Source organism: Nonomuraea sp. CA-218870, assembly GCF_050936535.1.
GTDB lineage: Bacteria > Actinomycetota > Actinomycetes > Streptosporangiales > Streptosporangiaceae > Nonomuraea > Nonomuraea corallina.
Map to the genome: position 1 here is coordinate 1737385 of NZ_JBNJMN010000001.1, position 26978 is coordinate 1764362.

Sequence of the window (26978 nt, forward strand, 5' to 3'; positions counted from 1 at the left end):
ATAAGTGAGACCCCTCTGCGGTGGCGCGGAAGCGGTGTATACGCTTCGAATCATGATTGACCAGGGGCTGGAGCATCGCAGTGCCGCCGTGACCGAGATGCCCGACGAGCTGCGCCGCGACGTGCGGCTGCTCGGCAGCCTGCTCGGACAGGTGATCGCCGAGCAGGGGGGCGAGGACCTGCTGGCCGACGTCGAACGCCTGCGCAAGGCCGTCATCGCGGCCCGCCGCGGCGAGACGTCCGCCGACGAGATCGCCGCGATGGTGTCCGCGTGGGAGATCGACCGGGCGGTGGAGATCGCCCGCGCCTTCACCTGCTACTTCCACCTGGCCAACCTGGCCGAGGAGCACTACCGCATCCGGTCCCTGCGCCGCCGCGACACCGAGGACGCGGTGCAGCGCGAGTCGCTGGCGCACGCCGTGGAGGAGCTGGGCCGCGAGCGCGTCGCCGAGCTCGTCCGCGACCTGGAGCTGCACCCCGTCCTGACCGCCCACCCGACCGAGGCGCGCCGGCGGGCCGTCGCCACCGCCATCCAGCGGGTCAGCCACCAGCTCACCGAGTTCAACACGCCCGGCAGGGGCGCCTCCGAGCGGGACGAGGCCAGGCGCCGCCTGCTGGAGGAGATCGACCTGCTCTGGCGTACGGCACAGCTCCGCAACACCCGGCTGGACCCGCTCGACGAGGTCCGCACCGCCATGGCCGCCTTCGACGAGACCCTGTTCCGGATGGTGCCGCAGGTCTACCGGTCGCTCGACGCGGCCCTGCACGACGGCACCGGCGAGCCGCTCGCCCGGCCGTTCATCCGCTTCGGCAGCTGGATCGGCGGCGACCGCGACGGCAACCCCAACGTCACCGCCAAGGTCACCCGCGAGGCGATCCAGATCCAGGCCGAGCACGTGCTCACCGCCCTGGAGAACGCCTGCTCGCGCATCGGCCGCACGCTCACCGCCTCCGCCCAGTTCGCCCCCGCCTCGGCCGGACTGGCGGCCGCGCTGGGCGCCTCCGTCGACCATCACCCCGACCTGGTCTCCGAACTGGCCACCCGGTCGCCGCGCGAGCCGCACCGGCAGTGGCTGCTGTTCGTGGCCACCCGCATCGCCGCCACCCGCCGCCGCGACCTCGACCTCGCCTACCGCGGCCCCGGCGAGCTGCTCGCCGACCTGCGCCTGGCGCAGGAAAGTCTGGCCCAGAGCGCGCCCCGCCAGGCGTACGGGGAGCTCCAGCACCTGATCTGGCAGGTGGAGACGTTCGGCTTCCACCTGGCCGAGCTGGAGATCCGCCAGCACTCCCAGGTGCACGCGGCCGCACTGGAGGAGATCCGCGCGGGCGGCGAACTGTCGGAGCGCACCGAGGAGGTGCTGGCCACGATCCGCGTCATCGCCTGGATCCAGGACCGCTTCGGCGTCGACGCCTGCTCCCGCTACGTGGTCTCCTTCACCCGCTCCGCCGACGACATCGCCGCCGTGTACGAGCTGGTCGCGCACGCCCTGGGCGGGCGCCCGCTCGCGCTGGACGTGGTGCCGCTCTTCGAGTCCGGCGAGGACCTGGCCAACTCGCCCCGGGTGCTCACCGGCATGCTCGACATCCCGCAGGTCCAGGAGCGCCTGGCGGCCGGCGGACGGCGCATGGAGATCATGCTGGGCTACTCCGACTCGGCCAAGGAGCTCGGCCCGGCCGCCGCGACCCTGCGCCTGTACGAGGCGCAGGAGCAGCTCACGGCGTGGGCCGCCGCGCACGGCGTACGGCTGCGCATGTTCCACGGCCGGGGCGGCGCGCTCGGCCGGGGCGGCGGGCCGGCCAACCGGGCCGTGCTGGCGCAGGCGCCCGGCTCGGTCGCCGGCCGGTTCAAGGTCACCGAGCAGGGCGAGGTCATCTTCGCCCGCTACGCCCACATGGCGATCGCCCGCCGCCACATGGAGCAGGTCGCCAACGCCGTCCTGCTGGCGTCCTCCGCCGCGGTCGGCGCCCGCACCGCCGCCGCGGCCGAACGCTTCCGCCCGCTGGCCGAGCGGGTCGCCAGGGCGTCCGAGGAGGCGTACCGCGCGCTCACCGAAGCCCCCGGCTTCCCCGAGTGGTTCGCCCTGGTCAGCCCGCTGGAGGAGATCGGCTCCCTGCGCCTCGGCTCCCGCCCGGCCCGCCGCGGCCTCGGCGCCCCGCGCTCGCTCGACGACCTGCGGGCCATCCCGTGGGTGTTCGCCTGGGCGCAGACCCGGGTCAACCTGCCTGGCTGGTACGGCCTCGGCACCGGCCTGGCCGCCGTCGACTCGCTGGAGGAGCTCCAGGCCGCCTACGTCGAATGGCCGCTGTTCAACGCGATGCTCGACAACGCCGAGATGTCGCTGGCCAAGACCGACCGCTCCATCGCGGCCCGCTACCTCGCCCTCGGCGGCAGGGACGACTTCACCGAGCGCGTCCTGGAGGAGTACGACCGCACCCGCACGCTGGTGCTGCGGGTCACCGGCCACAAGCGCCTCCTGGAGAACCGGAAGGTCCTGTCCCGCGCCGTCCAGCTCCGCGACCCGTACGTGGACGCGCTGTCGCACCTGCAACTGCGGGCCCTGACGGTGCTGCGCACCGGCGACCCGTCCGACCACGAACGCGACCGCCTGTCGACCCTGCTCCTGCTGTCGGTCAACGGCGTGGCGGCGGGCCTGCAGAACACGGGCTGACGCACGGCGATATGGCCTTGGTACGGATCAAGATCGATGAAGGGGGAGGCCGATGAGGTGGGAACAAGGGCCCTGCTGACGGGTGCGACGGCGGCGATCACGCGGGCTGACGGGGCGGGGTGGCGCGCAGGACGCCGCGGACGATCAGGAACTGGGCCAGGATGTAGGTCGTCATCAGCGCCACGCCGCGCCCGGTGAAGTCGGTGCCCGTCACGCCCAGCCCCACGAGGAAGTCGGAGAAGACGAACAGCGCGCCGCCGATCCCCGCGACCGCGTTCACCCCGGCGGCGAAGGCCGCCATCGCCACCAGGATCAGGCCGTACGCCAGCACCGGCGCCGCCAGCCCGCCGAGCGGCTGCCACAGCGCCACGGCGGCGGCCGCCCACACCAGCAGGTACGCGACGGCGGCCCGGCGCGGCCGGGAGCCCATCCGGACGAACACCACGATGTAGCAGATCTGCATCACCAGGAACGCGGTCATCCCTACGAGGAACGCGACCTGGCCGTCCACGAGCAGCGCCACGTCCCCGGCGGTGGCGAACACCAGCCCGGTGGCCAGCAGCCGTTGCCGGGGCGTGGTCCGGAGGACGTACGCGGCGAGCACGAGACAGAGCAGCGGCTTGGCCACCCACTCCAGCCACTCGATGCCCCAGGCCACGGCGATGAGGTCGGCCACGGCGACCACCGCGAAGAGGATGAGCACCGGGTCACTGTAGCCGCGGGCCCGGCCGGCCTCCCGGCCGGGCCGCGTCAGGACAGGCCGAGGAAGAAGTCGCGGACGTCCGAGGTCAGGGCGTCCGTCGCGGTGTGGGCCGTGTAGTGGCCCCGGGCCGGGGCGGGGAGCTTCTTCCAGGAGACGATGGCGGCGTGGTCGCGCTCCGCGAAGGCGCGGATCGAGACGAAGTCGCCCTCGCCCATGGCCAGCGCCAGCGGCACGGTCGTCGGCCCGGACGGCTGCTCGGCGCGGGCGTTCTCCCAGTAGAGCCGGATCGCCGAGGCCGCGGTCCCGGTGAGCCAGTACACGGCGGCGTTGGCCAGCACGAAGTCGTCGTCGAGGTCCTCGTCGAAGAGCTGGGCCAGCCAGCCGACCAGCCCTGAGGGCGAGTCCATCAGGGCGTGGGCCAGGGTCTGCGGCTGCTGGGACTGCAGCACGTTGAAGGCGCCCTTCTCCTTCCAGAACCAGTCGAGCACCCCCAGGCCCTGCTGATCCTCCTCCGAGAGCCCGGCGAACTCGGCCGGGTCGCCGGAGGGGAAGGAGAAGATCTGGGTCACGTGGACGCCGACGCAGTGCTCGGGGTCCACGCGGCCGACCTCGGGGGAGATCATCGAGCCGGCGTCGTTGCCCACTGCGCCGTAGCGGGTGTAGCCCAGGCGCGCCATGAGCTCGGCCCAGGCGCGGGCGATGCGCCGGTTGTCCCAGCCAGGCTCCGTGACCGGGCCGGAGAAGCCGTAGCCGGGCAGCGAGGGGATGACCAGGTGGAAGTGGCGCGACAGGGGTTCGACGGCGTCGAGGTACTCGACGATACTGCCGGGCCAGCCGTGGGTGAGGATCAGCGGGAGCGCGTCCGGGTCGGCCGAGCGGACGTGCAGGAAGTGGATGTTCTGCCCGTCGATCTCGGTGGTGAACTGCGGGTGGGCGTTGAGCCCGGCCTCCAGGGCGCGCCAGTCGAAGCCGTCGCGCCAGCGCGACACGAGCCGCTTGACGCGCTCGACCGGGACGCCCTGGTCGGCTCCGGGGATCTCGTCGGCGAAGCGGGTCCTGGCCAGCCGGGCGCGCAGGTCGTCGAGGTCGGTCTGAGGAATCTCGATGCGGTACGGACGGATCACGGCGGACTCCTCGCAAAGGAACGGAACGGTTTGTTCTGTTCCCAGAATATCAGAACGGAATGCTTCATTCCATAAGAATCCGCTCATGGCCCGCGTACACGTTGCACCGCTCACCGCGCAGGAAGCCCACCAGCGTCAGCCCGAACTCCCTGGCCAGGTCGACCGCCAGCGACGACGGCGCCGAGACCGCGCACACCACCGGCACGCCCGCCGCCAGCGCCTTCTGCATGATCTCGTAACCGGCCCGGCCGCTCACCATGAGCACGTGCCCGGCCAGCGGGAGCCGGCCGCCCATGGCGGACCAGCCGACGAGCTTGTCCACGGCGTTGTGCCGGCCCACGTCCTCCCGTACCGCCAGCCGGACGCCGTCGGCCGTGAACAGGCCCGCCGCGTGCAGCCCGCCCGTCTTGCCGAACACGCCCTGACCGGCGCGGAGCGCGTCCGGCAGCCCGTACAGCACCTCGGGGGCGATCGGCGGCCCGCCGGGCGGGAGCGGATCGCACCGCTCGTGCAGCCGGTCCAGCCCCGCCGAACCGCACACGCCGCACGCGCTGGAGGTCACGAAGTGACGCTCCAGCGCCGGCAGGTCGGGGACCGGCCCGCGCAGCCGCACGGTGACCGTGTTGTAGCGCTCCTCGGGCGGCAGGTCCTCGTCGGAGCAGTACGCGATCGACGCGATGCCGTCCGCCCCGGTCAGGCCCTCGCCGTGCAGGAACCCCGCGGCCAGCTCGAAGTCGTGCCCCGGCGTCCGCATGGTGATCGCCACGGTCCTGCGCGTCCCGTCGGCCCCGATCAGCCGGATCTCCAGCGGCTCCTCGGTGGCCAGGTCGTCGCGGCGCTCGCGCACCGTGCGCCCGGACAGCTGGCGGATCCGGGCGCGGGTGGTGGGGCCCGGCCTGGTCACAGCGGCCGCACGGTGACGAAGGCGTTGTAGTCGGGGATCCGCGCCTGCGGGGAGCGGCGCGCCTCGTCCAGCAGCACGTTGCCCTCCGGCCAGTGAATCTGGAGGTTCCCGGGGACGAGCGGGGCGCGCAGCACCTTGCCCCGGTACGTCCGCTCGCCCGCGCGCAGCTCGACCGGGGCGCCGTCGGGCAGGCCGAGCCGGTCGGCGTCGTACGGGCTCATCAGCACGGCCTCGCGCATGGCGCCGTTGAAGCCGTCGACGCGCTCGTGGACCATGCTGTTGAACTGCTTGCCGCGCCGCGTGGCGACGGAGAACGTGCCGTCGGGCCGCTCCAGTGCCGGCGGCTCGACCGCGGAGAACCCGCCCCGCCCGTCGGGCGTCGGGAAGCGGCCTCCGGGGCACAGGTGCCGCCCGCCGTACTGGACGCTGTCGCCGAACCGCCGCAGCCCGGCGATGCCCTGGTAGAAGGGCACCGCGCGCTCGATCTCGGCGCGGATCGCGGGCGTGCCGGTGAACCGTATGAGTCGCGAAATTTCGGGACGTGTGGTGGCGGCCAGCTCGGTGAAGATCTTCCACTCCGGCCACGCCTCGCCGATCCGCGGCCCCTCCACCTCCGGCGAGTAGATCACCCGCCGTTCGGTCGAGGTCTCGGTCACCCCGCCCGCCATCTCGTAGCGCGTCTGCGCGGGCAGCAGCAGCACGTCACCCTCGGCCGGCACGAGCATCTGCGACGACAGCACGATGTCGACGTGCACCCGCAGCCGGAGCCGGGACAGCGCCTCCCGGCAGTAGCCCGGGTCGGGCAGCACCTCCAGGAAGTTGCCGCCCGAGGAGATCAGCGCGTCCAGCTCCCGCGCGTGCGCCGCGTCGATCATGTCGGTCGCGGTCAGCCCCGGCGCCGCCGGCACCTCGAACCCCCACAGCTCGGAGAACCTCGCCGCGTTCTCCGGCGTGACCGGCAGCCCGCCCGGCAGCCCCGTCGCGTACGCCCCCATCTCGGCCCCGCCCTGCACGCCGCTGTGGCCGCGGATCGGCATCAGCCCGCACCCGTCGCGCCCCACGAAGCCGCGGGCCAGCGCCAGGTTGACGATCGCGCGTACGTTGTCCTCGCCGTGGGTGTGCTGGGTGATGCCCATCGACCACACCAGCACGGCCGAGCGCGCCTCGCCCAGCATCCTGGCCAGCCGCAGCATCTCGTCCCTGGTCGACCCGGACAGCGCCTCCAGCACCTCCCACGACTGCGCCGACACGGCCCGGCGGACCTCGTCGAAGCCGGTGGTGTGCCGCTCGACGAAGTCCTCGTCGATCCAGCCGTTCTCGATCAGGTGCTTGAGCACCCCGTTCAGGAAGCCGATGTCGCCGCCCTGGTGGACCCCGAAGAACTCATCAGTGATCTTCGTGCCGAACACGGCCGACTCGGCGTTCGACGGCACCCAGTACCGTTCCATCCCCGGCTCGCGGTAGGCGTTGACCATCGCGATCCGGGTGCCGGCCTTCTTGGCGTGGTAGAGGTACTTCATCGCCACCGGCTGGTTGTTCGACGGGTTCGACCCGATGAACACGATCAGGTCCGAGCCGATCCAGTCCTGGTAGGAGCAGGTCGTGGCCGCCGCCCCGATGGTCTCCTTGAGCGCCACCGTCGACGGCGAGTGGCAGATGCGCGCGGCGTTGTCGACGTTGTTCGTGCCGAGGGCGCGCACCGCCTTCTGGGCCGCGTAGTAGTTCTCGTTCGGCATGCCGCGGCTGGTCAGGTAGGCGCCGAAGCGCGCGCCGCGCAGCCCGTCCGCGGCCACCCCCAGCGCCTCCTCCCACGACACGCGGGTGAAGCCCGGCTCGCCGGCGCGCCGCAGCATCGGGTACGGCAGCCGCCCCAGCGCGCGCAGCTCCGCGCTCTTCCTCCCCGCGAGCCTGTCGGCGTCCGCGAGCACCGACACGTCGAGCGCGGGCATCGTGTTGAGCGGCAGCAGCCGCAACCTGATGTTGCACAGGTGGACCTCCCGCATGGTCCAGTCGCGCATCCCCTTGGTGCCGAGCGCGCACCCGTCGCACGTCCCCCGGGTGAGGATCCGCCACGCGTAGCGCCGGTTGCCCTTGACCGAGCGGAAGGCCTTGACCAGCTCCAGATAGTTGTTCGGCTTGCGCAGCCCGAGGCCGAACGGTCGCCACGACGCCCAGTTGCGCGGATCCCATCGCTTGCTCATGCATCCATCTTGCTCCCGGCCGGCGCCTGCCTTCGCCCGGCCTCCCCGCGTACGGGAGGATGGTGAGGTGTCTCGATACTCCGACCTCGACCGCCCGCCCCTGTCCGAGGCGGCGCTCAACCGGGCGCTGGTCCGCCCCGGCTCGCTGTGGACGGGCGTCACGGTCGTCGACAGCACCGGCTCCACCAACGCCGACCTCGCCGGGGCCGCCAGGGCGGGCGCGCGGGAGGGCGCGGTGCTGGTCGCCGAGGAGCAGGTCGCGGGCCGGGGCAGACTGGGCCGGGCGTGGACCGTGCCCGCCTACGCGGGGCTGACGTTCTCGGTCCTGCTCAGGCCCGCCGTGCCCGTCGCCGCGTACGGGTGGCTGCCGCTGCTGTTCGGCGTGGCCGCCGCGTCGGCGGTGCGCCGCCTGGCCGAGCTGGACGTGCGCCTCAAGTGGCCCAACGACCTGCTGATCGGGGAGCGGAAGCTGGCCGGGGTGCTGGCCGAGCGGGTCGACGACGGGGTGGTCGTCGGCATGGGGCTGAACGTGCTGCCGCGCGAGGACGAGCTGCCCGTCGCCACCGCGACCTCGCTCGCCGTGGAGAAGGCCGCCTGCCTCGACCGCGACCCGCTGCTGCGGGCCGTGCTGCGCGAGGTCGACGTCCACTACCGGGAGTGGAGCCGGGCCGGCGGTGACGCCGACGCCTGCGGGCTGCGCGCCGCCTACCTGGCCGTCTCCGCCACCGTCGGCCGCGACGTGCGGGTCGAGCTGCCCGGGGACGGCGTGCTCACCGGCCGCGCCACCGGCGTCGACCACGCCGGCCACCTGCGGGTGAACGCCGGCGGCCGGGACCACACGCTCAGCGCGGGAGACGTCGTACACGTCCGCGCGACGCCGTAGCCTCTGATCAGGCCGGGGTGGCACCATGTGCCCATGACCATTCCCGACCACCACCTGACCCAAGGTGAGCGCCGCGTCCGGTCCTTCAACCCGCACTGGAAGCGGCTGGTCGTCCCCTTCATCGCGCTCATCCTCATCGCCGCCGCCACCGGCGCGGCCATGTACTACATCCCCGGCACGTGGGAGTACGCCGGCTGGGCCCGCATCGCGGTCGCCGTCGTCGGGCTGTTCCTGCTGACGACCTGGTCGTTCTTCCCGTACCTGCAGTGGAAGAACACCGGTTACGTGCTCACCACCCACCGGTTCACGATCAGCACGGGCGTGCTCAACAAGTCGACCGACGACATCCCGATGTCGAAGGTCAACACCGTCAGTTCCGACCAGACGTTCTTCGAACGGCTGCTGGGGTGCGGCACCCTCACCGTCGAGTCCGCGAGCGAGCGGGGCGAGATCGTGCTGCGCGACATCCCGCGGATCCAGGAGGTCCGCACCGAGCTGTTCCGGCTGCTGGAGGACGCGGCCGACGGCGAGGTGGACGGCCGGTAACCTGCACGCGTGGACGAGCGCGCGCCGACGGCCAGGCAGATCGAGCGGCTCCTGTCCGGCCTGCCCTCCCGCTTCACCCGCAAGGAGGTCTCGGCCGAGGCGGGCGTCTCACGAGAGCTGGCCGAGCGGATCTGGCGGGCGCTCGGCTTCGCCACCCTCGCCGACGACGCGGTGGCGTTCTCCGACGCCGACGTCGAGGCGCTTTCGCGGGTGCGCGCCATGCTCGACAGCGGGACGTTCGACGAGGAGAGCGTCGTCCGCATGGCGCGGGCGCTCGGCCAGACCACGTCCCGGCTGGCCCAGTGGCAGGCCGAGATCGTGATCGGGGCCATGGTCCCCGGCGGCCGCGAGCCGTCGGCCGGGGACCTCGACCGGGTGCTGGAGACGGCCAGGACCCTGCTGCCGGACTTCGAGCGGCTGCTCATCCACGTCTGGCGCGCCCAGCTCGCCGCGGCCAGCGCCCGCCTGCTGGCCGTCGCAGCCGTCGGCGACGAGCCCGTGCCGATCGCGGTGGGCTTCGCCGACCTGGTGTCCTTCACCCGGCGCTCGCGCGACCTGCCCGAGCGCGACCTGGCCGCGCTGGTGGAGGGGTTCGAGTCGCGGGCCGCCGACGTGGTGGCCGCGCACGGCGCCCGCCTGGTCAAGACGCTCGGCGACGAGGTGCTGTTCACCGCGTCCACCCCCGCCCAGGCCGCCGCCATCGCGCTCGACCTGATCGACGCCGAGGAGCTGCGCGTCGGCCTGGCGTACGGGCCGGTGCTGCCGATGCTGGGCGACGTCTTCGGCACCACCGTCAACCTGGCGGCCCGGCTCACCGCCATCGCCGGGCCCGGCATGATCCTGACCGACGACGCGCTGGCCGGGGCGCTGAAGGGTGACAGGCGGTTCGTCGTCCACCGGCACAGGAAGCGTCAGGCGAGAGGTCTCGGCGTGGTGCGCCCGCATGTCTTGCGGAGATCAGCCTCCTAGACACAAGATGGCTGGCATGCCGTACGAAGTGCAGGGTGTCATCGCCCGAGGCAAGGGCCAGGAAGTCTCTCTCGAAACCGTGCTCGTCCCGGACCCCGGGCCGGGAGAGGCGGTGGTGACCGTGCAGGCCTGCGGCGTCTGCCACACCGACCTCCACTATCGCCAGGGGGGCATCAGCGACGACTTCCCGTTCCTGCTCGGGCACGAGGCGGCGGGCGTCGTGGAGGCGGTCGGCGAGGGCGTGACCGGCCTGGAGCCGGGCGACTTCGTCATCCTCAACTGGCGGGCCGTGTGCGGTCAGTGCCGGGCCTGCCTGCGCGGCCGGCCGTGGTACTGCTTCAACACCCACAACGCCACCCAGAAGATGACCCTCGCCGACGGCACCGAGCTGTCGGCCGCGCTCGGCATCGGCGCGTTCCTCGGCAAGACCCTGGTCGCCGCCGGGCAGTGCACGAAAGTCTCGGCCGAGGCGCCCGCGACCGTGGCCGGGCTGCTGGGCTGCGGCGTGATGGCGGGCATCGGCGCCGCCATCAACACCGGCGGCGTCACCCGCGGCGACTCGGTCGCGGTGATCGGCTGCGGCGGTGTCGGCGATGCCGCGATCCTCGGCGCCTCCCTGGCCGGCGCCGCCAGGATCATCGCCGTGGACGTGGACGACCGCAAGCTCGAATGGGCGCGCGGCTTCGGCGCCACCGACACCGTCAACTCCCGCGAGAGCGACCCGGTCGAGGCGATCCGCGACCTCACCGGCGGCTTCGGCGCCGACGTGGTCATCGAGGCGGTCGGCCGCCCCGAGACCTACGAGCAGGCCTTCTACGCCCGCGACCTGGCCGGCACCGTCGTGCTGGTGGGCGTGCCCACGCCGGAGATGCGCCTCGACCTGCCGCTGCTGGACGTGTTCGGCCGGGGCGGCGCGCTCAAGTCGTCCTGGTACGGCGACTGCCTGCCCAGCCGCGACTTCCCGATGCTCATCGACCTGTTCCTGCAGCACCGGCTGCCGCTCGACAAGTTCGTCACCGAGACGATCGCGCTGGACCAGGTCGAGGAGTCCTTCCACAAGATGGAGCGCGGCGACGTGCTGCGGTCGGTGGTGATCCTCTGATGCTCGACAGGGTCATCACCTCCGGCACGTTCTCCCTCGACGGCGGCACGTGGGACGTCGACAACAACGTCTGGCTGGTCGGCGACGCCCGCGAGGTCGTCGTGATCGACGCCGCGCACGACGCCGAGGCCATCGCGCGGCGGGTCGGCGGGCGCCGGGTGCGCGCCATCGTCTGCACCCACGGGCACAACGACCACATCAACGCCGCCGCCGAACTGTCCCGCCGCACCGGCGCGCCGATCCGGCTGCACCCCGACGACCAGGTGCTCTGGGACCAGGTCTACGGGAGCGACGTCGCGTACGAGCCGCTCGCCGACGGCGAGAAGATCGAGGTCGGCGGGATCGAGCTGCGGGTGCTCCACACCCCCGGCCACTCGCCCGGCGCGGTCTGCCTGCACGCGCCCGAGGTGTGCGCGCTGTTCAGCGGCGACACGCTGTTCAAGGGCGGGCCGGGGGCGACCGGGCGGTCCTACTCGTCGTTCGACACCATCATCGAGTCGATCAAGAAGCGGCTGCTCGTGCTGCCGTCCGAGACCGTCGTCCACACCGGGCACGGCGACTCGACCTCGATCGGCGCGGAGGCCCCCCACCTGGACGAATGGATCGCCCGCGGCCACTGACGCCGCTTTATGGCGGAGCCCACATAGGCAAGCCTTACCTCAGTGAGCTACCTTAGGTATGCCTTACCTATCCAGCTCCCCCGAGAGGCTGCCCCGATGTACGTGTGTGTCTGTCGTGCCGTGACCGAGAACGACGTCCACGACTGCATCTCCGCGGGCGCCAGGAGCGCGAAGCAGATCCGCGACACCACGGGCGCAGGGGGCGACTGCGCCCGTTGTGTACGGAAGATCTGTGCGATGCTGAAAAGGTCTGAGGACCTGACCACGGCATAGCACAAGGGGCCCGTTCCATGCAGGGTGACAAGCAGATCATCGAGTTGCTCAACGAGCAGCTCACGGCGGAGCTCACGGCCATCAACCAGTACTTCCTGCACGCCAAGATGCAGGAGAACTGGGGCTACACCAAACTGGCCGGGCACACCCGCGACGAGTCGTTCGAAGAGATGCGACACGCCGAGCGACTCACCGATCGCATCCTGTTCCTGGAAGGGCTGCCCAACTACCAGCGGCTGGGCACGCTCCACATCGGGCAGACCGTGCGCGAGCAGCTCCAGGCAGACCTGGAGGTCGAGCTGGGCGTCGTGCAGCGGCTGCGGCCCGCCATCGCGCTGATGCGCGAGAAGGGCGACATCACCTCCGCCCGCATCTTCGAGGAGATCCTCGAGGACGAGGAGGAGCACATCGACTACCTGGAGACCGAGCTCGAGCTCATGGAGACGCTGGGCGAGCCGCTCTACCTCGCCCGCTACGCCGAGCCGCGGTCCGTCGACGACTGAGCCCGCCGCCCTCTCGCGCGCCGTCCGCCACCACGCCCTTCGAGGCTCGCCGCCGTGACCCCCGCCCGCCGGTTTTCCCGGCGGGCGGTCGCGTTTCTCGGAGGCGTAAGGGTTTGTCCCCGAGAAACGCGCTAATTTAATCACGACTAACCGACATTTAGTCGCGTTTGCCCAGGTCAATAGATAGGTCAACTACGAGTCAAACCGCGCGCTGTGCCCGGGAAACGATCGCCTAAGGTCCTACGATCGCCATATGACCTGCGTACTTCTCGCCGAGGATGACACCTCGATTTCCGAGCCGCTCGCGCGCGCCCTGCGCCGCGAGGGCTACCAGGTTGAGGTGAGCCCCGACGGCCCGCAGGCCCTGGAGAGGGCACTGTCGGGTGGGATCGACCTCATCGTTCTGGACCTTGGGCTGCCCGAGATGGACGGCCTCGAGGTGGCGCGGCGCATCCGCGCCGAAGGCCACGGCACTCCGGTGCTCATCCTCACCGCCCGCGTCGACGAGGTCGACACGGTGGTCGGCCTCGACGCCGGCGCCGACGACTACGTCACCAAACCGTTCCGGCTCGCCGAACTGCTCGCCCGGGTCCGCGCCCTGCTGCGGCGCGGCACGTCGGAGACCCCGGTCGTCCAGGGCGTCCGCATCGACGCCGACTCCCGGCGCGCCTGGATGGGCGACAAGGAGCTCCACCTCACCACCAAGGAGTTCGACCTGCTGCGGGTGCTCGTACGCGACGCCGGCAAGGTCGTCACCCGCGAGCAGATCATGCGGGAGGTGTGGGACACCAACTGGTGGGGCTCCACCAAGACCCTGGACATGCACATCTCGTGGCTGCGCCGCAAGCTGGGCGACGACGCCGCCAAGCCCCGCTACATCACCACCGTCCGGGGAGTCGGCTTCCGCTTCGAGCGCGAGTAGGCATGCGCCGACGCCTGCTCTCCTCAACCCTCCTCGTCGCGGCCATCGCCGTTCTGCTGCTGGGGGTGCCTCTGGGGGTCGTGGTCAGCCGTCTGATCGTCGACGAGGCCGCCCAGGAGCTCAGGGCCGAGGCGACCCGCCTGGTGGGGGAGGTCGAGTACGCCCGCATCCAGGAGACGCCGCTCGACCCGCAGCAGCTGGAGCAGAAGTACCCGGACCGCTACATCCAGATATTCGAGCGCGGGAACCCCCCCAAGGCCACCGTCGTCGGCACGCCGCCGCCCTCGGGCCAGGAGATGACCGAGGACGCCGAGTCCGACAGCGGCATCTTCGTCCGGGTGAGCCGTGACCGGGCCCAGGTCGAGCAGGACGTGTACGCGCGCCTGCTGCTGATCGTCGCCCTGGCCGTCGCGGCTCTCGCCGTCGCCGTCGGCCTGGCGATCGTCCAGTCGCGCCGGCTCTCGCTGCCGCTGCGCGACCTGGCCATGATCGCCGAACGGCTCGGCTCGGGAGACGCCCGGCCGAGCAGGCACCGCTACGGCATCCCCGAACTCGACCGGGTCGCCCAGGTCCTCGACCGCAGCGCCACGCGCATCTCCGACCTGCTCACCCGCGAGCGCGAGTTCGCCACCGACGCCTCACACCAGCTCCGCACCCCGCTGACCGGCCTCACCATGCGGCTTGAGGAGATCGTCGCCGCCTCCGACCACCCCGACGTCGTCCGCGAGGAGGGCGAGGCGGCTATCGTGCAGGCCGAGCGGCTCACGGCGGTGATCGACGAACTGCTCGCCGCGGCCCGCCGCCAGCGCCACTCCCAGGCCGAGCCCATCTCCATCGACGAGGTGCTGGTCCAGCAGGTGACCGAGTGGGATCCGGTGTTCCGCGGCGTGGGCCGCAGGCTCGTCCTGGCCGGCACCCGCGACCTCAAGGCCCTGGCCACCACCGGCGGCTTCGGCCAGGTCATCGCCACACTGCTGGAGAACTCGCTGCGCCACGGCGGCGGCACCGTCACCGTGACCACGACGAGCGGCGACAACTACGTGGTGATCGAGGTGACCGACGAGGGTCCCGGCATCGACGACGAGATCGCGCCCAAGATCTTCCAGCGGAACGTGAGCGGGGGCGGGGGCACCGGCCTCGGGCTGACGCTCGCCCGCGCGCTGGCCGCCGCAGACGGCGGCCGGCTGGAGCTGGTACGCAGGAGGCCCGTCACCTTCGCCGTCTTCCTGCGCCCGGCCGACGGCCAGGACCGGACCCGCGTCGTCAGCGGTCCTGCCTGATGCCGACCCCGGGCAGCTCGGCCGGGATCGGCGTGGTGGCCTCCAGGAACACCCACTTCTTGTAGGACCAGTAGCGGAACAGGGTGCCGAGGCCGACGCCGATGATGTTGGCGACGTTGAGGCTGACCGGGTCGTCGAGCTTGAGCGTGTAGGTGGTGAACCCGATCACCAGCACGCCGAACAGCAGCGCGATGCCGTTCATCAGGAAGAACAGGAAGTATTCGCGCCCCAGCCCGCTCTGCTCGCGATGGCGGAACGTCCAGAAGCGGTTGCCCGCGTAGGCGAACGTGGTCGAGATCGTCGTGGCCGCCACCTTCGAGGTCATCGGCCCGATGCCGACGACCAGGTGGAAGAAGTTGAGCGCGCCCAGGTCGATCAGGAACGCGAGGCCGCCGATGATGCCGAACTTGGTCAGTTCGTGCAGAAGGGCGGCGAACCGCTGGTACAAGCTCTTGACGAACCGCACGTTTCTGCTCGGCCCTTCTGCCTCGTCAATCACGACCACTTCAGCGTACCGGCGTACCTTACCGCCCGCGTCAGGATCCCCTTTCCTGAACACTTCCCCCATAGCGCCATTTCGACCTGATGACCGCGTAAGGGTCTCTACCTGGGAACGTCCAGGAGGCGGCCGGTATGCTCACCTCACGTGAACGCATACAGTCCCATCGGCCCCGTCGTCGGCATCGTCGGCGCCGGGCAGCTCGCCCGGATGACCCAGCCCCCGGCCATCGCCCTCGGCGTGGAGCTGCGCGTGCTCGCCGGCGCCCCCGACGAGAGCGCGGCCCGGGTCGTCGTCGACACCGTCGTCGGCGACTACCGCTCCCTCGACGACCTGCGCGCCTTCGCCCAGGGCTGTCACGCGATCACGTTCGACCACGAACACGTCCCCGGCGAGCTCATCCGGGCCCTCGTCGACGACGGTCACGCCGTCCACCCCGGCCCCGACGCCCTCCTCCACGCCCAGGACAAGGCCGTCATGCGCGAGCGGCTGACCGCGATCGGCGCCCCGTGCCCCGCCTGGGCCCGCGTCTCCGATCCCGGCGAGGCGGCCGCGTTCGCCGCCGAGCACGGCTGGCCGGTGGTCCTCAAGGCCATCACCGGCGGCTACGACGGCCGCGGCGTGTGGGTGTGCGACTCCGAGGCGGCCGCGGCCGAGGCGTTCGCTGCCGGGTCGCCGCTGCTGGCGGAGGCGTTCGTCCCGTTCGAACGCGAGCTGGCCGTGCTCGTCGCCCGCTCCCCGCACGGCCAGGGCGTCAGCTATCCCGTCGTCGAGACCGTGCAGCGCGACGGCATCTGCGTCGAGGTGCTCGCCCCCGCCCCCGGGCTCGACCCCGAGGAGGCGGCCGAGGCGCAGCGGGTCGCCCTGCGGATCGCCGAGGAACTGGGCGTCACCGGCCTGCTGGCCGTCGAGATGTTCCAGACCGCCCGCGGCCTCGTCGTCAACGAGCTGGCCATGCGCCCGCACAACAGCGGCCACTGGACGATCGAGGGCTCCCGCACCTCCCAGTTCGAGCAGCACCTGCGGGCCGTGCTGGACCTGCCGCTCGGCTCGCCCGCGATGACCGCCCCCGCGGTCGTCATGGCCAACCTGCTCGGCGGCGACGACCCCGACCTGTTCAAGCGGTACGAGCACGTCATGGCCCACGACCCCGGCGTGAAGGTGCACTTCTACGGCAAGCAGGTGCGCCCCGGCCGTAAGATCGGCCACGTCACCGCCGTCGGCGACGACCTCGACGAGGTCAGGGCCCGCGCCCGCCACGCCGCCGTCTACCTCATGACCGGGGAGTACACGTGAGCATCGGCATCGTCATGGGCAGCGACTCCGACTGGCCGGTGATGAAGGCCGCGGCGGAGGCGGTCGCCGAGTTCGGCGTCCCGTTCGAGGCCGACGTGGTCTCCGCCCACCGGATGCCCACGGAGATGATCGAGTACGGCCGCCGGGCCGCCGACCGCGGCGTGGAGGTCATCATCGCGGGCGCGGGCGGCGCCGCCCACCTGCCCGGCATGCTGGCCTCGGTGACGCCGCTGCCGGTGATCGGGGTGCCGGTGCCGCTGAAGTACCTCGACGGCCTGGACTCCCTCCTGTCGATCGTGCAGATGCCCGCCGGGGTGCCCGTCGCGACCGTCGCCGTCGGCGGCGCGCGCAACGCCGGCCTGCTCGCCGTACGCATCCTCGCCGCCACCGACGCCACCCTGCGCGCCCGCATGGTCGAGTTCCAGGAGCGGCTCAAGGAGCAGGCGCACGCCAAGGGCGAGCGGCTGCGCGCCGAGGCCGCGGCGCTCAAGCCGGCCGATTGATCCGCCCGCCGGCGGAGACGGTCGTGCCGGCCGTGCTGGCGGTCCACGCCGCCCGGGTCCGCGCCGCCGACCCGCTGGCAGGAGGTCAGGACCGGCTGGCCAGGCCCGGCCCCGGTGAGGAACTCGTCGAGGTGCCCGGCGGCGTCGGCCTGGCCACGATGGACCGTGCCACCCCCGACGCGCTCGCCGCCACCTGGAGCCCGCTCGTCGTCCACCGGCTGCACGCCCGCGTCAGCGGGCCCGACCCGGAGGCGGCGCTCGGCGCGCTGCTGGACGCCTGGACGGCCGCGCCCCGGCCGGAGCCTGGCCCGCTCGCGGTGCTCTGGCCCAGCCGCGACACCGCCGCCGTCCGCGCCCTGTCCCTGCGCGGCTTCGCGCCGCTGGTCGCGGTCGCCGCCCGCCCGCGCGGCGCCGTACGGGCGAGGCCCGGCCCGCGGGTGCGCCCCGCCGCCCCCGGCGATCTGGAGGGCGTCGCGCGCCTGTACGAGGCGCTGGTGGCCTACGACGCGCAGTTCGGCTGGGTCACGCCGCGGCCGTCCACCCCCGCCAGGATCAGGGAGCACCTGGCCGAGACGCTGCCGCACTCGTGGGCCTGGGTCGCCGAGGACCGGGGCGCGGTGACCGGCGTCGTCATCGTCGACCCGCCGCCCCGGTCGCGCTGGGTCGCGTCCCTGGTGACGCGGACGCCGGCCGCCTATCTGGCCGTCATGTACGCCCATCCCGCCGTACGGGGGAGCGGGGTGGGAGCGGCGCTGGCCGCCGCCGCGCACGCCCGGCTGGACGCGTCGGGCGTTGCCGTGACGGTGCTGCACCACGCCGTGCCGAACCCGCTGTCGGGCCCGTTCTGGGCCAGGCAGGGCTACCGGCCGGTGTTCACCCAGTGGGTGCGCCGCTGATCAGGGGCGGCCCAGCGCCCGGTAGTGCCACCCGGCGGAGCGCCACGCCTCGGCGTTGAGCGCGTTGCGCCCGTCGACGATCTTGCGGGCGGCCACGACCGAGCCCAGCGCCTCCGGGTCCAGGTCGACGAACTCCTTCCACTCCGTCAGCAGCAGCACGACGTGCGCGCCGCGTACCGCGTCGACAGCGGACTGACCGTAGGCGAGCTCGGGGTGCGCCTTGCGGACGTTGTCGAGCGCGATCGGGTCGTACACCGTCACCTTGCCGCCCTGACGCTCTATCGTGAGCGCCACGTCCAGGGCGGGGGAGTCGCGGATGTCGTCGGAGTTCGGCTTGAAGGCGGCGCCGAGCACGCCGACCGTGCAGCCGTGGAAAGAGCCCCCGGCCAGCCCTCGGGCCAGGTCGACCATGCGGGCGCGGCGACGCATGTTGATCGCGTCCACCTCGCGCAGGAACGTCAGCGCCTGGTCGGCCCCCAGCTCGCCGGCCCGCGCCATGAACGCCCTGATGTCCTTGGGCAGGCAGCCGCCGCCGAAGCCGAGCCCCGGGTTCAGGTAGCGGCCGCCGATCCGGTCGTCGTACGAGAGCGCGAGCGAGAGCTGCTGCACGTCGGCGTGGGCGGCCTCGCACACCTCGGCCATCGCGTTGATGAAGGAGATCTTGGTGGCCAGGAAGGAGTTGGCGGCGGACTTGACCAGCTCGGCCGTCGCGAAGTCGGTCACCACCATCGGCACGTCGCCGAGCGGCTCGTAGATCTCGCGCAGCACCTTCTCGGCCCGCTCGGTGCGGACGCCCAGCACGATGCGGTCGGGGTTGAGGGTGTCCTGCACCGCGAAGCCCTCGCGCAGGAACTCCGGGTTCCACGCCAGCTCGGCCTGCGCGCCCGTCGGGGCCAGCATGGTCAGCCGGTCGGCCAGCCGGGACGCGGTGCCGACCGGGACCGTCGACTTGCCGACGACCAGGCACTCGCGGTCGAGGTAGGGGGCCAGTGAGTCGATCGCGGCGTCCATGTAGGACACGTCGGCGGCGTACTCGCCCTTCTTCTGCGGCGTGCCCACGCAGATGAAGTGGACGTCGCCGAACGCGCCCGCCTCCTCGTAGGAGGTGGTGAAACGCAGGCGGCCGGACTCCAGCCCGCGGCGGAGCACCGGCTCCAGCCCCGGTTCGTGGATGGGGAGCTCACCGTCGTTGAGGCAGCGGACCTTGCCGGCGTCGATGTCGAGGCCGAGCACCTCGTACCCGAGATCCGCCATGCAGGCCGCATGCGTGATGCCCAGGTAGCCGGTCCCGATCACCGTCAGGCGATATGGCACGAGTAGCTCCTTTCCATCGCGGAGGCATGCTACAGGCCCGCGTTACCCCTTCTTCGTGCCACCTTGCCAACTCGACAAACCGTACCGGTTGGTAGCAAGATGCTTGGACGTCCTACTATCTGAGGTATGAGCTTTCCTCTGTACGCGCCCGCCGAAGAGCACGACATGCTCCGGGAGACGGTCCGGGCCCTCGCCGACGAGAAGATCGCCCCCCGCGCCGCCGAGGCGGACGAGGCCGAGGAGTTCCCGTGGGACGTCTACAAGGCCCTCGTCGCCGCTGACCTGCACGCCATCCACGTCCCCGAGCAGTACGGGGGCGCCGGCGGCGACGCGCTGGCCGCCGTCATCGTCATCGAGGAGGTCGCCCGCGCCTGCGCCTCCTCCTCCCTGATCCCCGCGGTCAACAAGCTCGGCACCGTCCCGATCATGCTGTCGGCGTCCGAGGAGCTCAAGCAGCAGTACCTGTCCGCCGTGGCCCGCGGCGACGCCATGTTCTCGTACGCGCTCTCCGAGCCGGAGGCCGGCTCCGACGCCGCCGGCATGAAGACCCGCGCCGTCCGCGACGGCGACCACTACGTGCTCAACGGCACCAAGATGTGGATCACCAACGCCGGCGTGTCCGAGTACTACACGGTCATGGCCGTCACCGACCCGTCCGCCGGGGGCGCCCGCGGCATCTCCGCCTTCGTCGTGGAGAAGTCGGACGAGGGCGTCTCGTTCGGGCCGAAGGAGCGCAAGCTCGGCATCAAGGCATCCCCGACCCGCCAGGTGATCCTCGAAGACGTGCGGATCCCCGAGTCCCGCATGATCGGCGCACCCGGCACCGGCTTCAAGACCGCCCTGGCCACCCTCGACCACACCCGCGTCACCATCGCCGCCCAGGCGCTCGGCATCGCCCAGGGCGCGCTCGACTACGCGGTCGGTTACGTGAAGGAACGCAAGCAGTTCGGCAAGGCCATCGCCGACTTCCAGGGCGTGCAGTTCATGCTCGCCGACATGGCCATGAAGCTGGAGGCGGCGCGGCAGCTGACCTACCACGCGGCGGCCAAGTCCGAGCTGGCCATGAAGGGCCAGCCCCAGAAGGACCTCACGTTCCTGTCCAGCGCCGCGAAGTGTGCTGCTTCGGACGCGGCCATGGAGATCACCGTGGACGCGGTGCAGTTGCTGGGCGGGTACGGGTACACGAAGGACTTCCCGGTGGAACGCATGATGCGAGACGCCAAGATCACCCAGATCTACGAGGGCACCAACCAGATCCAGCGCATGGTGATGGCCCGGCAGCTCCTCAAGTAGCTGGTAACGCGGAAACCTTCCGCCTGGCCGTGCTTGGATGCGGAGGCCCTCCAGGGGGAGCTGGAAGGGCCTCCGTAAGCTGTGTTGTGGGCAGGCGGCGTCAATCCAACCAGGTGACACGAACGATCAGCAGGTGTTCCGCGGTGATGAAGCTGAGGAACCCGCGGCCGCCGAAGAGGTCGAGCGTCCGAAGACCTCCTCCATGCAGCGGGCCTCGGCCGGCGTGGGTCCAGTCCTTTCCGGGGACTGCGAGCTGGTCGGCAAGCCGCTCTACTGGTCCCGCAGGAGAACCTTCCGCGTTCCCTTGGCACGTCGCTGTTCGCCACTGGTCAGGTCGATGAGGTTTGTCAGGTGCCCGTTCAGCGTGTCCAGAGCGCCCATGAGCGCGGCGAGGGGATCGTCGGCGGCCGGGTGGGAGAACGCTCGGCGGACCTCCTTCTGGGTCCGTGCGATCTGGTCCTCCAGCGTGGCGAACGGATCATTGTCCCTCATGGGGACTGGAGTCGTGTGACTCGGTCGTCGAGGGTGGAGGCTTTCGCGCGGACGGCTCTCCATCTCGATGGCTACGGCGTCGTTGTAGTGGAATCGCAACTGGTCTTTGAGCGAGGAATCGGCCGAGTTCAACACCACCTCGCCCGAGGCGATCGGCTTCGTATGGACCCCGAACCTCGCCTGGCCCCACGGTTTTCTCCTGGTTACCACCTTGGCCCGCTGCAGCAGGCGGTGGGATCCTGGCCAGCTGTCCGGGCGAGCCAAGACACGTTCGCCCTCGTGCTTGGCCGAGTGGTACCAGTAGGTTTTGGTGCCAATGACGACGTCGCCCTGTTTGACCTTGTCCGGAGCCAGACTGCCTGCGATCCCCACCATGAGTACGGCACGGGGCGAGTATCGCTGGATCGCCTGTGTCGTGACCACGGCGGCTCCAAGGTTGCCGGGACCGAGTTCGGCCATCACCACCTGCCACGGGCAGCCGCGCATCGTGCCGATTTCGAAGGTGGTCCCGGATTCGTGCTCATCCGTCTCCAACTCCGTCAGATGCTGGTAGACAGCGTTGTACTCGACTTCGAGGGCTGTCAGCACGATGATCTGTTCCGGCATCGAGAACCTCACCTAGCCGCGGGCCCTCATTATCAGCTCCCGCAACTGGCACGAACAGAGCCCAGTAGGCCGGGGCGGTCTGAGCGACTGCCGTCCGGCGAGCAGCGGCGGGCGTGGGATCAGCGCCTCGCTGTCGTGATGCGGGGTGGACATCGTTGGCCTCCAAGCTGTTACCGATACGCGGAATCCCGGAGGCCCGGATGGATCACTCCAGCTCGGCCAGCCCGGCCAGGATCCGGTCGAGGCCGAACGTGAAGTCCTCGGCGGTGTATCCGATGGAACCGGTGTTCGCCTCGTCGGCGAAAAGGCGGCAGAACATGGGATACCGGTCGGGGGTCATGACCTTGCCGAGGAATCGGAAGTAGTCCTCCGCCGCGCCGTCGGCGATGACCGGGTCGAGGCTGAGGCGGGCCTGCTCGCGTACGTAGCCGAAGATGAGGGTGACGGCGCGGAGCTGGTCGTGGGGGCCCAGGCGGGTGCGGGACAGGGCTTTGAGCATGAGTTCTCCCCACAGCAGGTAGTTCGGGGTGTTCGGCGGGCCGAACGTGGGGACCTGCAGCGTCCAGGGGTGTCGCCGGTAGAGGTCGTAGATCTGCCAGGCGATGTCGGCGAGGGACTCCCGCCATCGCGCCGGGTCGGGGGCCGGTAGATCGGGCGGCGGCGCGGCGGCGGCGTCGCGCATCACCATCACGAGGTCGTCTTTGGCGCGGACGTGCCGGTACAGCGAGGTGGTCGCGGTGCCGAGGGCGGAGGCGACCCGCGCGAGCGACACGGCGGCGAGCCCTTCGCGGTCGGCGATGTCGATCGCGGCCGCGACGATCCGTTCCAGGCTCAGACCTGGCCGCGGGCCCGGTCTGTGCCTGCCGTCCGCCTGGTGGTCGGCTCGGGTCCGGGAGGCGCGCCAGGCCAGTTCGATGCCCGCTGGTGTGGGTCTCCTGTGCTGCTCGCCCATCGCGGCTGTCTCCCTCGCGGTGCCGTACGTTCAGACGAACCCTATAGTGGCGTACACAATTCACCGTTATGGTGTACGAGATACGCCACTAACCGGAGGGTGAGGACATGAGAGACAGGGCGGCAGTCGTTTCCGTGGGGACCTGGGCGGGTGGCGGGTTCGTCGCCCTGCTGGTGGTCTACATGGCGGCTCTGGCCGTGATGACGGTGCGAGGGCTGCCGTTCCCACCCGAGGAGCCCTTCGCGACGACCTTCCACGTGATCATGATGCTCGCGGGCCTGATCATGGTGCCGCTGTGGTGCGCCATCCATCTCGCCGCCCCGGCCGGGAAGCAGGTCTACACGCTCGTCTCGCTGACGTTCGTCGTCCTGTGTGCCGTGTGCACCTGTGCCAACCGGTTCGTGGCGTTGACGATGGTCAGGCAGAGTGCCGGCCGGGACGCGGCGGCTGGCCTGGAGTGGTTCCAGCCCTACGGGCTGCCGTCGCTGACGTTCACCTTGGAGATGCTCGGCTGGGGTGTGTTCTTCTCCCTGGCTTGCCTGTTCCTGGCCCCCGCTTTCTGGGCCGGCGGGATCGGCGTGGCCTTCGGGGTCACGGGGGTGCTCAGCCTGGGCGGTGCGCTCGGGCTCTTCCTCGACTCCACCGCGCTCATGGGCGCCGTCGCGCCGCTGGCTTGGGGGATCGGCCCCGCCGTCGCCGTGCTCATGGTCCTGGCCCGGCTGCGGGTCCGGCCGCGCGACGCCGCCGCGGCGTGATCGCCACGAGGCTTGGCTTTCCATCCGGTTACCGGACCACGCGAGCCGGAGGTCATCTGCGCATGAAAGGGATGTCGTACGCGGGCGGCCCGGCCGTCATGGCGGTCAGGTCGTCATCGGTGAGTTCCAGGAGGAAGGCGCTGCCCGCTCGCCGTGGGTCCCAGCCGCGATCGAGCGCCAGGCGGATGGCCGCCGTCACGAGCGCCGGCCGGATGGCGATGGCTCGCTCTCCCAGCCAGGCGTCCGGTCTGGAGCAGGGGAGTGACACCAGCAGTACGCGCCCCGGAGCGCCGTCCCGTTCCACCGCGAACGTCATGGGGGACCAACTGTTCCCCTGGCAGTACGTCGGTTTGCGCCGGACGCGCCAGCGGAATCGGGTATCGCCGACGGTGATCGGCCGCGAGTACTTCCTCGGAATCGCCATGGAACCTCTGAGCCGTACGAGTGCCGGAAGTCAGGTGAAACCGTAGCCCATGTCTGGCGTCGCCGTTTCGGGAGTGAGCGATCTCTGAGCCAGAAGGGCGACGCGCCAGCCGTAGGTGACGGAACGAGGCTTTGACGTCACCGCTGACGGCGATCAGGTCTGTCTGGGGTGCTTCCAACTCCATGCCGATACGGTCGATGAGGGCGTACAGGTGGGGAGCCTCGGAACGCTTGAGGGTATGGCGGAGGCGGGGAGGGGGCGGGGCGCATCAGCCAGGCGAAGTCCATGGCCACAAGACCGAACAGGACGCCCGGGGTTCTGCGCGGCTGGTCAGGTCTGGTCCAGGCCTGCATCTCCTGGCCAGTGACGGGCGCCGCTACTTCGTTAAGGCTCGGGGGGCGCCAGGAGTCCGCGCGTAGCCTTCTTGCCGTCGAGAACGTGCCGTCGGAGTGGGCTGCATGATCGACGCGTTGGTGTGTGACTCTGATCAGGATCCCGAGAGTTGATCTAGAAGGGGAGGCCGGTCCCATGAGTCGTTTTGTCTACTCGATTGTTCGCTGTCTCCCGGACCCGCACACCGGTGAGTTCGTCAACATCGGAGCTGTTGCCGTAGATCCTCTCGCTGGCCGGTGGGCGGTCAGGCAACTGAGCGATACCGATAGGATCCGTAAGTTCGTCGGCGGGCCAGCTCTCGAGGCCGCCACGAGTTGCCTCCTAGCCCTCGGCGAGAAGAGCGATCAGAACCAGGCCGCCCTCATGGAGGATGAGGCCGAGCCTCTCGGCGAGGATTGGTTGGCGAAACCACACCGCGATCACCGCAACGTCGCGCAGTTCAGCGAGCCTGCTACTGGCGAACGACCCTCAAGAAGCTCTCGCGTTTGTACCAGGATCGCGAGTTCGATAACCGTGATCACACCTAACACTGTGGTGGCTTTCGGTGTGGATCTAGCCTGTCTCTTCGGCCGCATGAGGTGACGAGGGGGCGATTGCTTCGGCTTTCTTGAGTTCTTCGTCGAAAATGCGGACGAACTTCTGCTGACGTCGAGTCGATCATCTCTGTGGCCGGTCCCGATCTCTCGCCAGTATATTCTCCCTGTTTCACCTCGGAAGAACGCGCGGGCGACGCGGCGCACGTCGACCTCAGTGAGTGTTTGAGATCGACGATCTTGCTTAGGCGCAGACGATTTTGGCCTGTCGCCGAGCGGGGCCGCTCCGGGTGAGGCGGCGGGCCATGCCGGCGATGGCAGCCCAACGCGATCGGAGACAGCAGGAGGGCGCTCCCCGCGGCAACTGCGAAGACTAGGACGAATGCTGAAATAGCTGCTCGTGATACCCATTTTGCCATATTGAGCTGCTCTGATCTGTTCAGATGGCTGCCTTGACGCAGTCCTACTGCCAAAAGGCCATAATGGGATGTTGCCTCCTCCCTTGCTTGACTGTTCCTGGCTCCGGCCTTCCAGGTTGGCGCGATCGCTTGCCCTTCGAGGCCGCGGGGGCGCTCGGCTGTGGTGGCCTGCTTGGGCTCTTCCTATACTCCGCCGCGCTTATGGGTGCCGTCGCGCCGCTGGTCAGCGGGATCGGCCCTGCGGCAGCGGGAATCACGGGCAGGGCCCTATCGGGTGCCGCCGTAGCACAGGGCATTCCGCCATCACGACTGCCTGCCTCACACTCCGTACGCCGCCAGAAAGGCCTCCGCCGCCTGGTCGGCGATGTGGTCGAGCTCCTCGGGGTCCGGGCCCGCGTGGGTGCCGGCGAACATGAGCTGGTTCATCGGCTTGTACATGACCAGCCCGGCGAACTGGTACGCGGCCAGCGTCGGGTCCGCTGGCCTCCGCAGCAGCCCGCGGTCCGCCAGGCGTTCCAGCGCCTCGCCCAGCAGCACCAGCGACTGGTGGAAGCCGCGCTCGAACCACGCCCCGGAGATGTCGGGGAACCGGTCGGCCTCGGCGATGACCAGGCGGCGCAGCTGGAGGACGTCCGGCCGGGTGAGGTTGGCGAGGAAGACGCGGGCGAGGTCGCGCAGGGCCTGGCGCGGGTCGGTGGCCTCGTCGAGGACGCTGCCGTACGTCTGCTCGAAGCCGTCCACGAGTTGGGCGGTGGTGCCGAGGATGATCTCGGCGAAGAGGTGCTTCTTGTCCGCGAACTGCTTGTAGACGGTCTGCTTGGACACGGCGGCCTTGGCGGCGACCTCGTCCATGCTGGCGCCGAGGTAGCCGTTCTGCAGGAACACCTCGGTGGCGGCGGCCAGGATGGCGCGCCGTTTCCTGGCGGTGCGTCCGCCGTCCGGCTGGGCACCGCTCTGCTGTGGGTCCACAACGCCTCCTCGAAGCCTCGGCACAGGATAGTACTGGACAGTTCCGTACCGATGTGAGTACTGTACCGTCCAGTTCCGAAACAGAGGAGAGCCAATCATGGGAACGGTTCGCTCCAAGGACGGCACCATCATCGCGTTCGACGCGGTGGGCGAAGGACAGCCGCTGATCATGGTCGACGGCGCGACCTCCCACCGGGCCGTCAACCCGCTGGGAGCGCAGGTCGGGGAGCTGCTCCGCGACGGATTCCGGACGTACTCCTACGACCGGCGCGGGCGGGGCCAGAGCGCCGACACCGCCCCGTACGCGACGGAGCGCGAGATCGAGGACCTCGCGGCGCTGATCGACGACGCCGGAGCGCCGGCCATGGTCTGCGGCGCCTCCTCCGGCGCGGCCCTCGCGCTCGACGCCGCGGCGGCCGGGCTGCCGATCAGCCGGCTGGTGCTGTGGGAGCCGCCGTTCATCGTCGACGACACCCGCCCGCCCGTGCCGCCCGACTACGTCCAGCGGCTCGACGACGCCATCGCCAAGGGCCGTCCGGGCGACGCCGTGGAGATGTTCTTCACCGCGGCGATCGGCATGCCCGCCGAGGTCGTGGCCGGCATGCGGCAGAGCCCGTTCTGGCCCGCCGTCGAGGAGGTGGCGCACACGATCGCCTACGACGGGCGGTTCGTGGCCGACACCATGGCGGGCAACCCGCTCGATAAGGACCGCTGGGCCAGGGTCGACGTCCCTGTGCTCGCCATGCACGGCGACGGCACCGAGCCGTGGCTGATGGTCGGCGCCCGCGCCATCGCCGAGCTGCTGCCGACCGCGACCTTCCAGGTCGTCAAGGGCGAGAACCACGGCGTCGAGCCCGAGGTGCTTGCCCCCGTGCTCAGGCGATTCGCCGAGTCCGGGTGAGCGCCGAGCTTACAGAAGCGTACTTCTGAGAAGTA

At 70.8% G+C, this 26978-nt stretch carries 27 protein-coding genes; 17 read left to right on the forward strand and 10 right to left on the reverse strand.

The genetic code is table 11. The features are described 5' to 3' along the window. The first annotated feature begins 52 nt into the window (after positions 1-52). On the forward strand, positions 53-2668 hold the full coding sequence (locus tag ACQEUU_RS08680) for a phosphoenolpyruvate carboxylase (RefSeq protein WP_433062646.1): 2616 nt from the start codon (positions 53-55) through the stop codon (positions 2666-2668). 97 nt (positions 2669-2765) lie between these two features. On the opposite strand, the gene ACQEUU_RS08685 is transcribed toward ACQEUU_RS08680, so the two are convergent. The 4 genes from ACQEUU_RS08685 to ACQEUU_RS08700 form a co-directional block, all read right to left on the reverse strand. Then, positions 2766-3371 carry a lysoplasmalogenase gene (locus ACQEUU_RS08685; RefSeq protein WP_433062649.1) on the reverse strand — a complete coding sequence of 202 codons (606 nt, stop codon included), beginning with the start codon at positions 3369-3371 and terminating at the stop codon, positions 2766-2768. Positions 3372-3418: 47 nt separating this feature from the next. Continuing rightward, a complete protein-coding gene (locus ACQEUU_RS08690; protein WP_433062652.1) occupies positions 3419-4495 on the reverse strand; it encodes an epoxide hydrolase family protein in 1077 nt (358 codons plus the stop codon). A 64-nt stretch (positions 4496-4559) separates the two neighbouring features. Continuing rightward, positions 4560-5399 (reverse strand): formate dehydrogenase accessory sulfurtransferase FdhD, encoded by an 840-nt coding sequence (fdhD, locus tag ACQEUU_RS08695; RefSeq protein WP_433062655.1) that lies wholly within the window; start codon positions 5397-5399, stop codon positions 4560-4562. Continuing rightward, entirely contained in the window at positions 5396-7600 is a 2205-nt protein-coding gene (locus ACQEUU_RS08700; protein ID WP_433062658.1) for an FdhF/YdeP family oxidoreductase, read from the reverse strand. Before ACQEUU_RS08700 ends, fdhD begins: the two co-directional genes overlap by 4 nt. A 67-nt stretch (positions 7601-7667) precedes the next feature. Between ACQEUU_RS08700 and ACQEUU_RS08705 the strand changes: the two genes are divergently transcribed. The 9 genes from ACQEUU_RS08705 to ACQEUU_RS08745 all read left to right on the forward strand — a co-directional run bounded on the left by ACQEUU_RS08705 (position 7668) and on the right by ACQEUU_RS08745 (position 14698). Beyond that, complete coding sequence (locus tag ACQEUU_RS08705; RefSeq protein ID WP_433062661.1) at positions 7668-8483, forward strand: biotin--[acetyl-CoA-carboxylase] ligase; 816 nt, start codon at positions 7668-7670, stop codon at positions 8481-8483. A gap of 33 nt (positions 8484-8516) precedes the next feature. Continuing rightward, positions 8517-9029 (forward strand): PH domain-containing protein, encoded by a 513-nt coding sequence (locus ACQEUU_RS08710; RefSeq protein WP_433062663.1) that lies wholly within the window; start codon positions 8517-8519, stop codon positions 9027-9029. Between the two features lie 9 nt (positions 9030-9038). After that, a complete protein-coding gene (locus ACQEUU_RS08715) occupies positions 9039-9998 on the forward strand; it encodes an adenylate/guanylate cyclase domain-containing protein (RefSeq protein ID WP_433062666.1) in 960 nt (319 codons plus the stop codon). Between the two features lie 16 nt (positions 9999-10014). Further along, positions 10015-11100 carry an S-(hydroxymethyl)mycothiol dehydrogenase gene (locus ACQEUU_RS08720; protein ID WP_433062669.1) on the forward strand — a complete coding sequence of 362 codons (1086 nt, stop codon included), beginning with the start codon at positions 10015-10017 and terminating at the stop codon, positions 11098-11100. Next, entirely contained in the window at positions 11100-11720 is a 621-nt protein-coding gene (locus tag ACQEUU_RS08725) for an MBL fold metallo-hydrolase (protein WP_433062671.1), read from the forward strand. Before ACQEUU_RS08720 ends, ACQEUU_RS08725 begins: the two co-directional genes overlap by 1 nt. A 96-nt stretch (positions 11721-11816) precedes the next feature. Continuing rightward, complete coding sequence (locus tag ACQEUU_RS08730) at positions 11817-11993, forward strand: (2Fe-2S)-binding protein (protein WP_433071782.1); 177 nt, start codon at positions 11817-11819, stop codon at positions 11991-11993. Positions 11994-12010: 17 nt separating this feature from the next. Next, positions 12011-12496, forward strand: a complete 486-nt coding sequence (bfr, locus tag ACQEUU_RS08735) for a bacterioferritin (protein ID WP_433062673.1) — start codon at positions 12011-12013, stop codon at positions 12494-12496. A gap of 253 nt (positions 12497-12749) precedes the next feature. Next, positions 12750-13418: a response regulator transcription factor gene (locus tag ACQEUU_RS08740; RefSeq protein ID WP_012888073.1), complete on the forward strand. Its 669-nt coding sequence runs from the start codon at positions 12750-12752 to the stop codon at positions 13416-13418. A 2-nt stretch (positions 13419-13420) separates the two neighbouring features. Next, positions 13421-14698 carry an ATP-binding protein gene (locus tag ACQEUU_RS08745; protein ID WP_433062678.1) on the forward strand — a complete coding sequence of 426 codons (1278 nt, stop codon included), beginning with the start codon at positions 13421-13423 and terminating at the stop codon, positions 14696-14698. On the opposite strand, the gene ACQEUU_RS08750 is transcribed toward ACQEUU_RS08745, so the two are convergent. Next, on the reverse strand, positions 14682-15197 hold the full coding sequence (locus tag ACQEUU_RS08750) for a GtrA family protein (RefSeq protein WP_433062681.1): 516 nt from the start codon (positions 15195-15197) through the stop codon (positions 14682-14684). The two genes, ACQEUU_RS08745 and ACQEUU_RS08750, sit on opposite strands and share 17 nt — an antisense overlap. 147 nt (positions 15198-15344) lie before the next feature. Here ACQEUU_RS08750 and ACQEUU_RS08755 point away from each other — a divergent pair, with 147 nt between their 5' ends. From ACQEUU_RS08755 to ACQEUU_RS08765, 3 genes are read left to right on the forward strand one after another with little or no spacing between them, the layout of a single operon-like run. Then, on the forward strand, positions 15345-16493 hold the full coding sequence (locus ACQEUU_RS08755; protein WP_433062684.1) for a 5-(carboxyamino)imidazole ribonucleotide synthase: 1149 nt from the start codon (positions 15345-15347) through the stop codon (positions 16491-16493). A gap of 14 nt (positions 16494-16507) precedes the next feature. Further along, complete coding sequence (purE, locus tag ACQEUU_RS08760) at positions 16508-16996, forward strand: 5-(carboxyamino)imidazole ribonucleotide mutase (protein ID WP_433071784.1); 489 nt, start codon at positions 16508-16510, stop codon at positions 16994-16996. A gap of 23 nt (positions 16997-17019) precedes the next feature. Continuing rightward, on the forward strand, positions 17020-17892 hold the full coding sequence (locus tag ACQEUU_RS08765; protein WP_433062687.1) for a GNAT family N-acetyltransferase: 873 nt from the start codon (positions 17020-17022) through the stop codon (positions 17890-17892). Here the strand turns inward: ACQEUU_RS08765 and ACQEUU_RS08770 are convergent, their stop codons facing one another. Next, complete coding sequence (locus ACQEUU_RS08770) at positions 17893-19206, reverse strand: UDP-glucose dehydrogenase family protein (RefSeq protein ID WP_433062690.1); 1314 nt, start codon at positions 19204-19206, stop codon at positions 17893-17895. It abuts the gene before it with no gap. Between the two features lie 126 nt (positions 19207-19332). On the opposite strand from ACQEUU_RS08770, the gene ACQEUU_RS08775 reads away from it, so the two are divergent. After that, positions 19333-20499: an acyl-CoA dehydrogenase family protein gene (locus ACQEUU_RS08775; protein WP_433062692.1), complete on the forward strand. Its 1167-nt coding sequence runs from the start codon at positions 19333-19335 to the stop codon at positions 20497-20499. A 270-nt stretch (positions 20500-20769) separates the two neighbouring features. On the opposite strand, the gene ACQEUU_RS08780 is transcribed toward ACQEUU_RS08775, so the two are convergent. After that, positions 20770-21597 (reverse strand): 5'-methylthioadenosine/S-adenosylhomocysteine nucleosidase, encoded by an 828-nt coding sequence (locus tag ACQEUU_RS08780; protein WP_433062695.1) that lies wholly within the window; start codon positions 21595-21597, stop codon positions 20770-20772. Between the two features lie 205 nt (positions 21598-21802). Further along, entirely contained in the window at positions 21803-22549 is a 747-nt protein-coding gene (locus tag ACQEUU_RS08785) for a TetR/AcrR family transcriptional regulator (protein ID WP_433062698.1), read from the reverse strand. A 107-nt stretch (positions 22550-22656) separates the two neighbouring features. Between ACQEUU_RS08785 and ACQEUU_RS08790 the strand changes: the two genes are divergently transcribed. Next, positions 22657-23304: a hypothetical protein gene (locus tag ACQEUU_RS08790; protein ID WP_433062701.1), complete on the forward strand. Its 648-nt coding sequence runs from the start codon at positions 22657-22659 to the stop codon at positions 23302-23304. Between the two features lie 52 nt (positions 23305-23356). Here ACQEUU_RS08790 and ACQEUU_RS08795 read toward each other — a convergent pair whose 3' ends face one another. Beyond that, positions 23357-23620: a hypothetical protein gene (locus ACQEUU_RS08795; RefSeq protein ID WP_433062703.1), complete on the reverse strand. Its 264-nt coding sequence runs from the start codon at positions 23618-23620 to the stop codon at positions 23357-23359. 636 nt (positions 23621-24256) lie between these two features. Between ACQEUU_RS08795 and ACQEUU_RS08800 the strand changes: the two genes are divergently transcribed. Next, a complete protein-coding gene (locus tag ACQEUU_RS08800; protein ID WP_433062706.1) occupies positions 24257-24703 on the forward strand; it encodes a DUF3037 domain-containing protein in 447 nt (148 codons plus the stop codon). Between the two features lie 688 nt (positions 24704-25391). Here ACQEUU_RS08800 and ACQEUU_RS08805 read toward each other — a convergent pair. Beyond that, entirely contained in the window at positions 25392-26042 is a 651-nt protein-coding gene (locus ACQEUU_RS08805) for a TetR/AcrR family transcriptional regulator (protein WP_433062708.1), read from the reverse strand. A gap of 97 nt (positions 26043-26139) precedes the next feature. Between ACQEUU_RS08805 and ACQEUU_RS08810 the strand changes: the two genes are divergently transcribed. Next, positions 26140-26943: an alpha/beta fold hydrolase gene (locus ACQEUU_RS08810; RefSeq protein ID WP_433062711.1), complete on the forward strand. Its 804-nt coding sequence runs from the start codon at positions 26140-26142 to the stop codon at positions 26941-26943. The last annotated feature ends 35 nt before the right edge of the window (positions 26944-26978 follow it).

What these genes read in the sequence shown, in the direction of transcription:
- ACQEUU_RS08680 (WP_433062646.1), top strand. Translation starts at nt 53, where the DNA reads ATGATTGACCAGGGGCTGGAGCATCGCAGTGCCGCCGTGACCGAGATG.
- ACQEUU_RS08700 (WP_433062658.1), bottom strand. Translation starts at nt 7,600, where the DNA reads ATGAGCAAGCGATGGGATCCGCGCAACTGGGCGTCGTGGCGACCGTTC.
- ACQEUU_RS08710 (WP_433062663.1), top strand. Translation starts at nt 8,517, where the DNA reads ATGACCATTCCCGACCACCACCTGACCCAAGGTGAGCGCCGCGTCCGG.
- ACQEUU_RS08720 (WP_433062669.1), top strand. Translation starts at nt 10,015, where the DNA reads ATGCCGTACGAAGTGCAGGGTGTCATCGCCCGAGGCAAGGGCCAGGAA.
- ACQEUU_RS08725 (WP_433062671.1), top strand. Translation starts at nt 11,100, where the DNA reads ATGCTCGACAGGGTCATCACCTCCGGCACGTTCTCCCTCGACGGCGGC.
- ACQEUU_RS08730 (WP_433071782.1), top strand. Translation starts at nt 11,817, where the DNA reads ATGTACGTGTGTGTCTGTCGTGCCGTGACCGAGAACGACGTCCACGAC.
- bfr (WP_433062673.1), top strand. Translation starts at nt 12,011, where the DNA reads ATGCAGGGTGACAAGCAGATCATCGAGTTGCTCAACGAGCAGCTCACG.
- ACQEUU_RS08740 (WP_012888073.1), top strand. Translation starts at nt 12,750, where the DNA reads ATGACCTGCGTACTTCTCGCCGAGGATGACACCTCGATTTCCGAGCCG.
- ACQEUU_RS08745 (WP_433062678.1), top strand. Translation starts at nt 13,421, where the DNA reads ATGCGCCGACGCCTGCTCTCCTCAACCCTCCTCGTCGCGGCCATCGCC.
- purE (WP_433071784.1), top strand. Translation starts at nt 16,508, where the DNA reads ATGGGCAGCGACTCCGACTGGCCGGTGATGAAGGCCGCGGCGGAGGCG.
- ACQEUU_RS08775 (WP_433062692.1), top strand. Translation starts at nt 19,333, where the DNA reads ATGAGCTTTCCTCTGTACGCGCCCGCCGAAGAGCACGACATGCTCCGG.
- ACQEUU_RS08780 (WP_433062695.1), bottom strand. Translation starts at nt 21,597, where the DNA reads ATGCCGGAACAGATCATCGTGCTGACAGCCCTCGAAGTCGAGTACAAC.
- ACQEUU_RS08785 (WP_433062698.1), bottom strand. Translation starts at nt 22,549, where the DNA reads ATGGGCGAGCAGCACAGGAGACCCACACCAGCGGGCATCGAACTGGCC.
- ACQEUU_RS08790 (WP_433062701.1), top strand. Translation starts at nt 22,657, where the DNA reads ATGAGAGACAGGGCGGCAGTCGTTTCCGTGGGGACCTGGGCGGGTGGC.
- ACQEUU_RS08795 (WP_433062703.1), bottom strand. Translation starts at nt 23,620, where the DNA reads ATGACGTTCGCGGTGGAACGGGACGGCGCTCCGGGGCGCGTACTGCTG.
- ACQEUU_RS08800 (WP_433062706.1), top strand. Translation starts at nt 24,257, where the DNA reads ATGAGTCGTTTTGTCTACTCGATTGTTCGCTGTCTCCCGGACCCGCAC.
- ACQEUU_RS08810 (WP_433062711.1), top strand. Translation starts at nt 26,140, where the DNA reads ATGGGAACGGTTCGCTCCAAGGACGGCACCATCATCGCGTTCGACGCG.